Source organism: Cupriavidus sp. KB_39, assembly GCF_052114485.1.
Classification (GTDB): domain Bacteria; phylum Pseudomonadota; class Gammaproteobacteria; order Burkholderiales; family Burkholderiaceae; genus Cupriavidus.
On the sequence record NZ_JBFREV010000001.1, the window covers coordinates 166,691 to 179,596 of the forward strand.

The window sequence follows — 12,906 nt, forward strand, 5'->3', positions numbered from 1 at the left end:
TGCGAGCCATTTAGTTATACTCCATAACAATTTCGGCATCGCAGATAACGGCCACCGGCGCGCCACGCCCGGACAAAAGGCCGCGGAGGAGACCATGAAGACCCCGAAGATCGCCATCGCCGGCGGCGGCATTGGCGGGCTGACGCTCGCCTTGCTCTGCCATCGGCACGGCATGGATGTGGAAGTCTGGGAAGCCAGCGAGCAGATCCGCCCGCTTGGCGTCGGCATCAACCTGCTGCCGCATGCGGTGCGGGAACTCGCCGCGCTGGGGCTGCAGGACGCGCTGGCCGAGATCGCCATCGAGACATCCTCCCTTTCCTACTACAACAAGCTCGGGCAGCAGATCTGGCACGAGCCGCGCGGCATGGCCGCTGGCTATGCCTGGCCGCAGTTCTCGGTGCATCGCGGGCAGTTCCAGATGTTGCTGTACGAGACGGCGGTGCAGCGGCTGGGCGCGGACCGGGTGCATACCGGCCATGCGATCGAATCCATCGCCTCGGTGGGCGGCGGCAAGGCGGGCGAGCGCGCGCGCTTCGTGCTGCGGCGCCGCAGCGACGGCGCCACCGTCGAGGCCGACGCCGACGTGCTGGTGGGCGCCGACGGCATCCACTCGGCCGTGCGCCGGCACTTCTATCCGACCGGCGACGCACCGCGCTTCTCCCGCCGCCTGCTCTGGCGCGCCACCACSGAGGCCGCGCCCTACCTCGATGGGCGTTCGATGTTCATGGCCGGCCATCAGGACCAGAAGTTCGTCGCCTATCCGATCTCCGCACCGCTGCACCGGCAGGGCCGCTCGCTGATCAACTGGATTGCCGAGCTGCGCGTGCCGGACAGCTACCCGGACGAGCCGCCGCGCAGCGACTGGAACCGTGAGGTGGACAAATCCGTGTTCCGCGACGCCTTTGCCGACTGGCGCTGGGACTGGATCGACATTCCCGCGCTGATCGACGGCGCGCCGGCCATCTACGAGTTCCCGATGGTGGACAAGGACTGCCTGCCGCGCTGGACCTTCGGCSGCGTGACGCTGCTGGGTGATGCGGCGCATCCGATGTACCCGATCGGCTCCAACGGCAGCGCCCAGGCGATTGTCGATGCCCGCTACCTGACCGACTGCCTGCTCGGCCACGCCGACCTGGACTACGCGCTGCGCGAGTACGAGGCGGAACGGCTGCCGCGCACCGCCGGCATCGTGCTGCGCAACCGGATGAACGGCCCCGAGCAGGTCATGCAGATGGCCGAGGAGCGCGCGCCGCAGGGGTTTTCCCAGATCGATGCGGTGATTCCGCGCGCCGAGCTGGAGGCCATCGCCCAGCGCTACAAGAACCTGGCCGGCTTCGGCCAGCAGCAACTCCAGGCCGACGCCCCGCGCGCCTGACATCACAACAAAACAGGGAGACAACATGAAGCCGCACCCCATCCGCCTCAGCCTGAATGCCCTGCCGGCCCTGCTGCTGGCCGCCGGCCTCGCCCATGCCGAGGTCACCGTCGGCGTCAGCATTTCCTCGACCGGCCCGTCCGCCTCGCTCGGCATTCCGCAGAAGAACACCATGCCGTTCCTGCCCGAGACCATCGGCGGCGAGAAGATCCGCTACATCCTCATGGACGACGCCTCGGACCCCACGCAGGGCACCAAGGTGGCGCGGCGCTTTGTGACCGAGGACAAGGTCGACATCATCCTSGGCTCGTCGTCGGTGGCGCCGTCCATCGCCATCTCGGAAGTSGCGGACGAGAGCCAGACCGTACAGCTCGCCTTCTCGCCCATCGAACTGAAGCCCGGGCGCGGCGCGTGGACCTACCGGCTGGCCCAGCCAGTGAAGCTGATGGCCGACGCAGTGGCCGCCCGGGCGCAGGCCAATGGCGTCAAGAGCGTCGCCTTTATCGGCTTTGCCGACGCCTACGGCGAAACGTGGCTCAAGGAGTTCACCAGCGCCGCGTCGGCGAAGGGCATCCGCATCCTGGCCACCGAGCGCTACGCGCGCTCCGACACCAGCGTGACCGCCCAGGTGCTCAAGATGATGGCTGCCAAGCCTGACGCGATGCTGATTGCCGGCGCCGGCACCGGCGCGGCGCTGCCGCACACCACGCTGCGCGAGCGCGGCTACACCGGCCCGGTCTACCAGACGCACGGCGCGGCCACGCGCGACCTGATCCGCATYGGCGGCAAGGCTGTCAACGGGGCGATCCTGCCGGCGGGGCCGGTGATCGTGGCCGAGCAGCTGCCGGCGGACAGCGCGCCGCGCAAACCGGGCCTCGACTACGTCACGCGCTACGAGAAGCAGTACGGGCCGGAAACCCGCACACAGTTCGGCGCCCATCCGTATGACGCGGGGCTGGTGCTGCAGCGCATCGTGCCAGTGGCGCTCAAGCACGCCAAGCCGGGCACGCCCGAGTTCCGCAAGGCGCTGCGCGACGCCCTGGAAAGCGAGCGCGACATCGTCGTCTCCCACGGCGTACTGAACTACACGGCGCAGGACCATTTCGGCTTCGACAATCGCGGCCGGGTGATGCTGACCATCGACAACGGCAACTGGAAGCTGCTGAAATGACGCTCGCCCTGCCCACGCCGGCGCTGGAACTGGTGGCGGACTTTGAGATCGCGGTGGCACCCGCCACGGATCTCGGCGCCGGGCCGCTCGGCCAGCGCCGCGTGATCCCGATCCTGTCCGGCACGGCGTCCGGGCCGTTGCTCAATGGCCGCATCCTGCCCGGCGGCGCTGACTTCCAGCTGATCCGCCCCGGCAGCGGCGACGGCTGGACCACGGCCGACATCGAAGCGCGCTATGTKCTGGAAACCGACGACGGCGCGCGCATCTATATCGTCAACGCCGGCGTGCGCAGCGGCACGGAGGCCGATATCGCCCAGCTCAACGCGGGCGGCACGGTGGACCCGTCCCGCCTCTATTTCCGCACCGCACCACGCTTCGAGACCGCCACGCCCGCCTACCTCTGGCTGATGCGCCACACCTTCGTGGCCACYGGCGCGCGCTACCCGGACCGCGTGGTGCTGCGCTATTTCGTCGTGCGCTGACGATGACGGCAACAGGTAAGGGGTCTAGCACGCGCAAGACGCGCGAGCCGCTGGCGCCGGATCCGGCCCTCGGCGAGGGCGCAGACGGCGAGGGGCACTTCAACCCCCATCTGCCCGACGTGGACTACGGCGTGCTGGACACGCTGACCGGYTACGCCATCCGCCGCGCGCAGATCCGCATCTACGAGGATTTCGTCCGTTCGCTCGCGGCGTGGCAGATCACGCCGCCGCGTTTCTCGGCGTTGCAGATCATCGCGCGGAATCCCGGCGTGCGGCTGACGGACCTCGCGCGCATCCTCGGCATCGCCCGCTCCGGGGCGGTGATGCTGTTCGATGCGCTCGAAGCCATGCAGCTGGTCGCGCGCGAGCCTTCGCCCACGGACCGGCGTGCGTACGCGCTGGCGCTGACGGCCACGGGCCGCCAGACGCTGGCCGCCGTGACCGAGGCGGTCTGCGACCACGACGCCCGCATCGGCGCGCAGCTCTCCGAGGCAGAGCGGCAGACGCTGCTGCGCCTGCTGGACAAGCTGGCGCCGGGCGAACCCTAGCCGTCTTACGTGGCCGCGATGGCCCCGACAGCCGCCGCCAGCATCAGCATCAACGCYGCCGCGCGCTTGCGCGTGATGGCGCCGGTGACCTGGCCCCTGGCGCGCAGGCGGCGCAGCAGCCGCCCATCGAGGTTGATCCGCGCCAGCAAGCGCGTGGCCAGGCGCAGGCCGACAGGCACCTCGCGCCGGCAGATCGCCACCTTGCGTACGTACTGGTCTACCTCCCAGTACCACGTGGTATGCGCCGGAAAGTAKCCAATCGAGCCAGCCCGCAGCGTGTGGGTGCGCCCGTGGGCATCCGTCACGCGGGTCTCGCCTTCGAGGATGTAGACGATCTCGTCGAGCGCGTAGTGCCACTCGAAGGCGCCTTGTGTGCAGTCCCACACAGAGGTCCAGGCAAGTTCATCCGCCGCGGTCGAATGCTCGCTGTAGTGCGTCACGGGTTGGCCGCTGCGCACCCAGCCGGGCTGGATCTCGCAGGGCTTCATCGGGAGGGCACTGGCCTTGCTGAAGGCCCCGGTTTCGCGAATGGATGCAGGTGCCTGGTCAGCTCCGTGGGCCGCCATATGCTCGTCTTTCATCGGCAATCATTCCTGTTTGAGGTTGCTGACCGACGAAAGATAAGCCAGCGTGACACCCGCGCTCCGTGCGGGGCCGCACCATCGGTGACATTTGGAACAACAGTTTGGAACGGGGGTCCGAATYCGGCGAGCGCGGCGCCCGCCGGTGGCTTAAGGTATGCGGATGCGGACATCTTCCTACCAGCACGATCCGGCGCAGCGCGTGAGCGCGCTCGACTGGGACGCCATCACGCAAGACCTCGACGCGCAGGGCTGCGCAACCATCCCGGGCCTGCTCTCGACCGCCGAATGCGACGCCCTGGCGGCGCGCTACGACGAAGACGCCCTGTACCGGTCGCACATCGTCATGGGCCGGCACGGCTTCGGGCGGGGCGAGTACAAGTACTTCCGCTACCCGCTGCCGCCGCTGGTCGAAGGGCTGCGCACGGCGCTCTATCCGCATCTGGTGCCCGTGGCCAACCGCTGGCACGCGGCCATGGGCATCGAACGGCAATTTCCGCCCGAGCACGCCGTCTTTCTCGACGCGTGCCACCGCGCCGGCCAGCGCCGGCCCACGCCGCTGCTGCTGGCCTATGGCGAGGGGGACTACAACTGCCTGCACCAGGACCTGTACGGCGCACAGGTGTTCCCGCTCCAGGTGGCGATCCTGCTGTCGGCGCCCGGCACCGGCTTCACCGGCGGCGAGTTCGTGATGACGGAGCAGCGCCCGCGCATGCAGTCGCGCGCGGAAGTGGTGGCGCTGGCGCAGGGCGACGCGGTGGTCTTCGCGGTCAGCCAGCGGCCCGTGCAGGGCACGCGCGGGCCCTACAGGGTGAACATGCGTCACGGCGTGAGCCGCCTGCGCTCGGGCATGCGCCACACGCTCGGCATCATCTTCCACGACGCCGAGTGACCGGCGGCGGCGCTACAATGCCCGCTTTCCCGACCCAACCGATAGCCGCCCATGCTTCCCGACGCCRAAGCCCTGCGCCTGCTCGTCACGCGCACCATGCCGTTTGGCAAGCACAAGGGCACGCTGATTGCCGACCTGCCCGGCAACTACCTGAACTGGTTCGCGCGCGAGGGCTTCCCGCCCGGCGAGATTGGCCGCCTGCTGGCGCTGATGCACGAACTCGACCACAACGGGCTGTCGGACCTGCTCAAGCCGCTGCGGGAAGGCGCCGGGCGCATCCCCCTCCCCAAGAAAAACGGGCCGCGCTAAGGCGGCCCGCTCGGGTGCATCGCCGTACGGCGATCCGTGATCAGTTGGCCGGCATCGAATCCGGCGGCAGTTGGTAGCTCCACGTCTCGCTGAGCACCTTGTCGCCGGAAACCAGCGCCTCGCGCATCTCCACCACCTTCTTCGGGTCCTTGACCTTGATCCGCAGCGTCACCCGGTAGCCCTTGGTCACCGGGTTCGGCTGCAGGATGTTCTCGATGACCTCGGCGTTGTCGCTGACGCTGAACGACGCGCGCACCGGCGCGTTCGGCGGCAGCTTGGCCAGCGCGCCGCCCTCGAAGTCGACCACGAAGCCCAGACTGCCATCCAGATGGCGGATCAGGTTGGCCTGCATGATCTCGCCCGCGCTGCGCAGCGTCTGCTTGACCCAKGCGAGGTCCTTGTCGACCATCGCGCGCTCGTCCATGGTCCAGTGCATGGTGTAGTCGGCCCTGATCGGCTGGCCCTTCGGCGGCAGCTGGTCAGGCGTCCAGAACGCGACGATGTTGTCGTTGGTCTCGTCCGGCGTGGGAATCTCCACCAGCTCGACCTTGCCGCGGCCCCAGTCGCCCTGCGGCTCGATCCACGCGCTCGGGCGCAGGTCGTAGCGGTCCTTGAGGTCCTCGTAGGCCGAGAACTCRCGGCCGCGCTGCATCAGGCCAAACCCACGCGGGTTGTTCACCTGGAAGGTGCTGATCGCCAGATGCTTGGGGTTGTTCAGCGGGCGCCACAGCCATTCGCCGTCGCCGGTGTGGATGGAGAGCCCGTTCGAGTCATGCAGCGCCGGGCGGAAGTTGTTGGCGTCGCGCTGCTGGTTCGGGCCGAACAGGAACATGCTGGTCAGCGGCGCAATGCCGAGCTTGGTCACCGCGCCGCGCATGAACACGCGCGCCTGGACCTTCAGCGTTGCGTCCGTGCCCGGCATCAGCTCGAAGCGGTAGGCGCCCGTGGCRCGCTGGGAATCCATCAACGCGAAGAACACCAGCGGCTTGCCCGGCGCCGTAGGCCGCTCGATCCAGAATTCGCGGAAGGCCGGGAACTCCTCGGCCACSGGCAGGCCGGTATCGATCGCCAGCCCSCGCGCGGAGAGCCCGTAGACCTGGCCCTTGCCGATCACGCGGAAGTAGCTCGCGCCCAGGATGCTCATCACTTCATCGAGCTTGTCTGGCCGGTTCAGCGGGTAGAGCACGCGGAAGCCTGCGTAGCCGAGGTTGTTGGTCGCGGCCTTGTCGAGCTTGAGGTCGCCGAAATCGAAACGGGTGGGCGAGTAGCGGATCTCCTGCACGTTCCTGCCGACGATCTCGTTGATCTTGACCGGCGTGCTGAAGTGCATGCCCTGATGGTAGAAGCCCAGCCGGTACGGCGTGGGCTGGTCCTTCCACTCCACCGCATCCATCTTCGGCTGGATCTTGATGTAGTCGGCAAACTGCATCTTCGAGAAGGCCGGCGGCAGGTTGCTGACCGGGGCCACATARGGCTGGTCCGCCATCGATCTGGCGCGGGTGGTCACGTCGTCGAGCGAGAAGGCRGCGGCTGGCGTGCTGGCCACGAACGCGCCCGCGAGCGCGATGGCCGGCAAGGCAAGTTGCATCTTGTTACGTAATGACGCGGCAAAGACGGCAAGAACCACGAATCCCTCCAGAAAAATCGAATCGAAAACAGGCTGACAGCGCCCGGGAGGCAAAGTTGCCGTCCTATTTGGGTAAACTGCCGACGCAGTCCACAAAAATAACCGATTTCGCCCGACGTGCCGATCAGACGTTGGACGACAGCCGGCCGGCGCCGCTTCCTGCACCCTTGTGCACACTTTCAGGGCACTTCGGGGCATGATTGCGGGCCTGGCTCATTGGGGAAGACTCACCACATGCGATTGCTTTCGACGCTGGCCCTTGCGGCCAGCCTGGTTTGTACGCCGGCGCTGGCCGGCGCCGCACCGGTCGCCGCCGGCGACAAGAACGCGTTCATCGCCGACCTGATCGGCAAGATGACCCTGGAGGAGAAGATCGGCCAGCTGCGGCTCATCAGCATCGGCCAGGACATGCCGCAGCCGCAGTTGATCAAGGAAATCGCCGCCGGCCGCGTGGGGGGCACCTTCAACTCGGTGACCCGYGCCGACAACCGCCCGCTCCAGGACGCCGCCGCGCAGCAGAGCCGCCTGAAGATTCCCATTTTCTTCGCCTATGACGTSGTGCACGGCCATCGCACSGTGTTCCCGATCAGCCTCGGCCTGGCGTCGAGCTGGGACATGGCCGTGGTCGAGCAGGCCGCGCGCATCTCGGGCAAGGAAGCCAGCGCCGACGGCCTGGATGCCACCTTCGCGCCGATGGTCGATATCTCCCGCGATCCGCGCTGGGGGCGCACCTCCGAGGGCTTTGGCGAAGACCCGTACCTCGTCTCCCAATGCGCGCGCGCCAGCGTGCGCGGCTTCCAGGGCGCCACGCCGGCCAACCCGGACAGCGTGATGGCCTTCGTCAAGCACTTCGCGCTGTATGGCGCCGTGGAGGGCGGGCGCGATTACAACACCGTGGACATGAGCCCGCAGCGTATGTACCAGGACTACCTGCCGCCCTACCGCGCCGGGCTGGATGCGGGTGCCGGCGGGGTGATGATCGCGCTGAACTCGGTGAACGGCGTGCCGGCCACGTCGAACAAATGGCTGCTGCGCGACCTCCTCCGCAAGGAATGGGGCTTCAAGGGCGTGACCGTGAGCGACCACGGTGCCATCGACGAGTTGCTGCGCCACGGCGTGGCCGACAACGGCCGCCAGGCCGCCCGCCTCGCCATCGAGGCCGGCGTGGACATGAGCATGGCGGATTCGCGCTACCTGGAGCAGTTGCCCGACCTCGTGAAGACAGGCGAGGTGCCGGTGCGGCTGATCGACGAGGCCGTGCGCGAGGTGCTGGGCGCCAAGTACGACATGGGCCTGTTCCAGGACCCGTATCGCCGCATCGGCACGGCGGCACAGGACCCGGCCGACGTGAACGCCGAGAGCCGCCTGCATCGCGCGGAGGCCCGCACCGCGGCGCGCAAGTCGCTCGTGCTGCTGGAAAACCGCAACCAGACGCTGCCGCTGAAGAAGGGCGGCACGGTGGCCGTGATCGGCCCGCTGGCTGACGCGCCCATCGACATCATGGGTAGCTGGTCGGCGGCAGGCAAGGCCACCCAGTCCGTGACGCTGCTGCAGGGCATGCGCGACGCGCTGGCCGGAAGCGGCCAGGTGAGGTACGCGCGCGGCGCCAACATGACCGACGACGAACGCGTGGTCGGCTACCTGAACTTCCTGAACTGGGATAACCCCGAGGTGGTGCAGGACAAGCGCTCCCCGGGCGAGATGATTGCCGAGGCCGTGGAGACGGCGCGGCAGGCCGATACCATCGTGGTGGCCGTGGGCGAGTCGCGCGGGATGTCGCACGAGGCTTCCAGCCGCACCACGCTGTCCCTGCCGGGCAGCCAGCAGACGCTGCTGCGGGCGCTGCGCACCACCGGCAAGCCGCTGGTGGTGGTGCTGATGAACGGCCGCCCGCTGACCATCAACTGGGAGCGCGACAACGCCGACGCGCTGCTGGAAGCCTGGTATCCGGGCACCGAGGGCGGCCACGCCATCGCCGATGTGCTGTTTGGCGACGAAAACCCGTCCGGCAAGCTGCCGATCTCGTTCCCGCGCTCGCTCGGCCAGATTCCCACGTACTACAACCACCTGCGCATTGGACGGCCGTTCACGCCGGGCAAGCCGCCGAACTACACCTCCCAGTACTTCGAGGAGGAATCCGGCCCGCTGTATCCGTTCGGCTATGGCCTGAGCTACACCACGTTCAGTCTCTCCGACGTGGCGCTCTCGGGCCAGGCGCTGCCGCGCAACGGCCAGATCACCGCCAGCGTGACCGTGAAGAATACCGGCACGCGCGAAGGCGAGACCGTGGTGCAGCTCTACATTCAGGACGTGACCGCCTCGGTGGTGCGGCCGGTGAAGGAGCTGAAGGACTTCCGCAAGGTGATGCTCAAGCCSGGCGAGTCCCGCGTGGTGAGCTTCCCGATCGGCGAAGACAAGCTGCGCTTCTACAACGGCAAGCTGGAGTACGTGGCCGAGCCGGGCGATTTCAACGTGCAGGTCGGCCTGGATTCGGCCTCGGTGCGGCAGCAGCGGTTCACGCTGCAACCGTAGATGACGCGTGACAGGGAGTCAGCGGTTGCCGTCGAGCAGTTCGTTCAGCAGATCGTCGAAGCCGGCCTGTGCGTCTTCGAGCGCCTGGAGCGCGGCGTCGAAGGTCTGGAGCGCCATCTTCGACGGCTTGCCGCTGCCCTGCGGCGGATACTGGCTCTGCAGCGCGGCAAACGCCACCTGTACCTGGCGCGTGGCGTTGACCACGCGTTCCATCGCCTCGTTTTCTTCCGCGCGCTTCTGTTCGTCGTTCATGCCAAGGTTCCTTCCATGTTTGTGAGGCGTATCGTACAAGAACTCGGCGGCGCCTCTGGCGGTCGAACGCCCTCATCCCTCAAAATCAGGTAGCTTCGTCGCCACCTGCCGCCGCGCCTGCCCCATCGCCCCATGTCTGCCCTCGACGCCCCCCGCCTCACCACGCTGCTCCGCCGCTCGGTCGCCGCCACGCTGCTGACCGCCGGCGGCTTTGTCTGCTACTGGACCTACCTGGCCGTGAACCAGGAAAAGCTGCTGTTCGATGCCCGCCGGCGCCCGCCGCGCGACCTGCCCGAAGGCATCGTCGCCTATTCGCACACCGTGCCGGGCGGCCTGTTCCGGGGCTACGTCTACCACGCGGACCACGAAGGCGTGCGGGACCTGCTGTTCTACCTGCCGGGCCGTGGCGAGGACGTGCTGGAAACCCTGCAATACGTGAAGTGGCTGGCGCCGGGCATGGGCTTCGCCACATTCGACTATCGCGGCCTGGGCCATTCTGACGGCATGCCTTCAGAGGCCGCCGCCGTGGCCGATGCCAGCCAGTTCCTGCTCCATATCCGCCGCGCCTTTCCCGGCGTGCGCGTGCACGTGGTGGGCCGCTCGCTCGGGACCGGGGTGGCCATCCAGCTCGCCGATCTGCAGGATTTCGAAAGCCTGCAGCTGATCACCCCCTACGACTCGCTGCTGGAAATCGTCCGCAAGCGCTTTCCGCTGGTGCCGCTGCGCCAGCTCATGCGTCACCATTTCGACTCGATTTCGCACTGCAAGAAGGTCGTGCAGAGCACCAAGGTGCTGCTGGCCGAGACGGACGACGTGGTCCCGCACGAGTGCTCGGAACGGCTGATGGCGGCCTGGCCGGGGCCGGTTTCGCTCCAGACCATTCCCGGCGTGGACCACTTCACCATCGTCGAACGGCCCGAGACGTGGCAGGCCCTCTGCGAATTCGCGCAACAAGTGCCTCATCATCCACACGAACGACCGACCGTCCGTGTGGATAAGGTGCCACCCACCGATCATTCAGATACCGGAGTGGCGTTGCCGCTACCTGCAGCACGGTAGAATGCGCGCCATGAAAAGATTTGCAGTCAAGGCTGCGGCCGTCACCGCGGCGCTGGCAGCGAGCGGCGTGTTGCTCGCCGGTTTTGCCGCGGTCATCAGCCTGCGGCAGCTCCCCAATGTCGATGCCTTGCGCGACTACCGCCCCGACGTGCCGCTGCGTGTCTACACCAGCGACGACGTGCTGATCGGCGAGTTCGGCACCGAGCACCGCGAGTTCATCCCGATCGAGCACGTGCCGCAGCGCATGTCCAATGCACTGCTCGCCGCCGAGGACGACCAGTTCTTCCATCATGTGGGCGTGGACGTGCCGGGCCTGTTCCGCGCCGCGCTGGCCAATCTGGGCGAAGGCTACGCGCAGGGCGCCTCCACCATCACCATGCAGGTGGCGCGCAATTTCTACCTCTCGCGCGAGAAAACGCTGTCCCGCAAGTGGTACGAGATCCTGCTGGCCTGGCAGATCGACCGCACGCTGCCCAAGGCGCGCATCCTCGAGCTGTACATGAACCAGGTCTACCTGGGCGAGCACGCCTACGGCTTTGGCAGTGCCGCGCAGACCTACTTCGGCAAGCCGCTCGCGGCGTTGTCGCTGGCGGAGTCCGCGATGCTGGCCGGGCTGCCCAAGGCGCCCTCCACGATGAATCCGGTGGTCAACTTCCCGCGCGCCAAGCGGCGGCAGGAGTACGTGCTGGGGCGCATGCTGGCGCTCGGCATGATCAACCAGGATGAATACCGCGAGGCGCGCGCGGCCCGGCTGGTGGTCAGCAACGCCGGCAATGGCCGCTTCGCGGGCCATGCCGAGTACGTGGCCGAACTCGCCCGGCAACTGGCGCACGACCGCTTTGGCGACGACGCCTATACACGCGGGCTGAATGTCTACACCACGGTGTCGTCGATGCGCCAGACGCTGGCCTACGACGCCGTGCAGGCCGGCCTGGAGCGCTATGGCAAGCGCCACGGCGCCAAGCCTGCCGATGCCCCTAACGCCGCCCTGCCCCAGGCCGCGCTGGTCTCKCTGGACAGCCGCACCGGCGCCATCGAGGCCATGATCGGCGGCGCGGACTTCGCCACCAATCGCTTCAACCACGCCACGCAGGCCCAGCGCCAGCCCGGCTCGACCTTCAAGCCCTTTATCTATTCCGCGGCGCTGGAGCGCGGCATCTCGCCGGCCACGCTGATCAACGACGCGCCGCTGGACAATCCGCGCTGGCAGCCGTCGAACGACGACAACCGCTTCGTGGGCCCGATCACGGTGCGCCAGGCGCTGGCCGAGTCGCGCAACCTGCCGGCCATCCGCACCTTGCAGGCCGTGGGCGTGCCGTACGCCATCGAGCATGCCGGCAAGTTCGGTTTCGCCACCAAGCGGCTGCCGCCCTACCTGCCGCTGGCGCTGGGTACCGGCAGCACCTCCCCGCTGCGGCTGGCGGCCGCCTATGGCGTGTTTGCCAACCACGGCCATCGCGTGGAGCCGTACCTGATCGACAAGATCACCGATGGCGAAGGCAACGTGCTGTTTACCGCCGGCACGGGCGATGCAGGTGCGGAACCGCCGCAAGTGATTTCCGCGCGCAACGCTTTCGTGATGGACAGCCTGYTRCAGAGCGTRGTCGATGCCGGCACCGGCAACGGCGTGCGGCGCTACCTGCGGCGCGGCGACATCGCCGGCAAGACCGGTACGACCAACGATGCCGTGGACGGCTGGTTCGCCGGCTATGCGGCCGACGTGGTCACGGTGACGTGGATGGGCTTCGACGACAACCACAGCCTGGGCCGGCACGAGTTCGGCGCCACCACGGCGCTGCCGATCTGGGCCGCCTATATGGAAGGCCGGCTGGCCGGCGTGCCGGAAGCCCCCTTCCCCCCGCCTGCGGACCTCGCCAAGTTCAACGGCGACTGGGCCTATGCCGAGAACGCGGACGGCGCGCACGGCATCGCGGCGCTGGGCTTCCCGCCCCCGCCAGCGGTGGCGGACCTGCCTGCCGATGCCGGCGTGCCGGTGACGCCGGGCCCGGCCGGCCCCACGCCCGCCGCGACCAGTTTGCCGCCCGCTGCCCCGGCCAGCCCCGCCGCGCCGCTCTGAA

12 protein-coding genes are annotated in these 12,906 nt (G+C 68.1%); 9 read left to right on the plus strand and 3 right to left on the minus strand.

Annotated elements, in window-relative coordinates:
• Positions 1 to 94 precede the first annotated feature (94 nt).
• From AB4Z27_RS00730 to AB4Z27_RS00745, 4 genes are read left to right on the plus strand one after another with little or no spacing between them, the layout of a single operon-like run.
• Complete coding sequence (locus AB4Z27_RS00730; protein WP_441643761.1) at positions 95 to 1,375, plus strand: flavin-dependent oxidoreductase; 1,281 nt, start codon at positions 95 to 97, stop codon at positions 1,373 to 1,375.
• A 25-nt stretch (positions 1,376 to 1,400) separates the two neighbouring features.
• On the plus strand, positions 1,401 to 2,546 hold the full coding sequence (locus AB4Z27_RS00735) for an ABC transporter substrate-binding protein (protein WP_092294591.1): 1,146 nt from the start codon (positions 1,401 to 1,403) through the stop codon (positions 2,544 to 2,546).
• A complete protein-coding gene (locus AB4Z27_RS00740; RefSeq protein WP_092294589.1) occupies positions 2,543 to 3,028 on the plus strand; it encodes a DUF3237 domain-containing protein in 486 nt (161 codons plus the stop codon). Before AB4Z27_RS00735 ends, AB4Z27_RS00740 begins: the two co-directional genes overlap by 4 nt.
• 2 nt (positions 3,029 to 3,030) lie before the next feature.
• Positions 3,031 to 3,576, plus strand: a complete 546-nt coding sequence (locus AB4Z27_RS00745; RefSeq protein WP_092294587.1) for a MarR family winged helix-turn-helix transcriptional regulator — start codon at positions 3,031 to 3,033, stop codon at positions 3,574 to 3,576.
• Between the two features lie 5 nt (positions 3,577 to 3,581).
• Here AB4Z27_RS00745 and AB4Z27_RS00750 read toward each other — a convergent pair whose 3' ends face one another.
• A complete protein-coding gene (locus tag AB4Z27_RS00750; RefSeq protein ID WP_255370811.1) occupies positions 3,582 to 4,157 on the minus strand; it encodes a cupin domain-containing protein in 576 nt (191 codons plus the stop codon).
• A gap of 163 nt (positions 4,158 to 4,320) precedes the next feature.
• On the opposite strand from AB4Z27_RS00750, the gene AB4Z27_RS00755 reads away from it, so the two are divergent.
• Both AB4Z27_RS00755 and AB4Z27_RS00760 read left to right on the plus strand, forming a co-directional pair.
• A complete protein-coding gene (locus AB4Z27_RS00755; protein ID WP_441643762.1) occupies positions 4,321 to 5,049 on the plus strand; it encodes a 2OG-Fe(II) oxygenase in 729 nt (242 codons plus the stop codon).
• A 51-nt stretch (positions 5,050 to 5,100) separates the two neighbouring features.
• On the plus strand, positions 5,101 to 5,358 hold the full coding sequence (locus tag AB4Z27_RS00760; RefSeq protein WP_441643763.1) for a DUF3820 family protein: 258 nt from the start codon (positions 5,101 to 5,103) through the stop codon (positions 5,356 to 5,358).
• 40 nt (positions 5,359 to 5,398) lie between these two features.
• Here the strand turns inward: AB4Z27_RS00760 and AB4Z27_RS00765 are convergent, their stop codons facing one another.
• Positions 5,399 to 6,946: a glucan biosynthesis protein G gene (locus AB4Z27_RS00765; protein ID WP_177219914.1), complete on the minus strand. Its 1,548-nt coding sequence runs from the start codon at positions 6,944 to 6,946 to the stop codon at positions 5,399 to 5,401.
• Between the two features lie 273 nt (positions 6,947 to 7,219).
• On the opposite strand from AB4Z27_RS00765, the gene bglX reads away from it, so the two are divergent.
• Positions 7,220 to 9,517 carry a beta-glucosidase BglX gene (gene bglX, locus AB4Z27_RS00770; RefSeq protein WP_441592824.1) on the plus strand — a complete coding sequence of 766 codons (2,298 nt, stop codon included), beginning with the start codon at positions 7,220 to 7,222 and terminating at the stop codon, positions 9,515 to 9,517.
• A gap of 18 nt (positions 9,518 to 9,535) precedes the next feature.
• Here bglX and AB4Z27_RS00775 read toward each other — a convergent pair whose 3' ends face one another.
• Positions 9,536 to 9,769: a hypothetical protein gene (locus AB4Z27_RS00775; protein WP_092294580.1), complete on the minus strand. Its 234-nt coding sequence runs from the start codon at positions 9,767 to 9,769 to the stop codon at positions 9,536 to 9,538.
• A 132-nt stretch (positions 9,770 to 9,901) separates the two neighbouring features.
• Between AB4Z27_RS00775 and AB4Z27_RS00780 the strand changes: the two genes are divergently transcribed.
• A complete protein-coding gene (locus AB4Z27_RS00780; RefSeq protein ID WP_441643764.1) occupies positions 9,902 to 10,828 on the plus strand; it encodes an alpha/beta hydrolase in 927 nt (308 codons plus the stop codon).
• Between the two features lie 10 nt (positions 10,829 to 10,838).
• Complete coding sequence (locus AB4Z27_RS00785; protein WP_369823419.1) at positions 10,839 to 12,905, plus strand: penicillin-binding protein 1A; 2,067 nt, start codon at positions 10,839 to 10,841, stop codon at positions 12,903 to 12,905.
• Position 12,906: the final 1 nt, after the last annotated feature.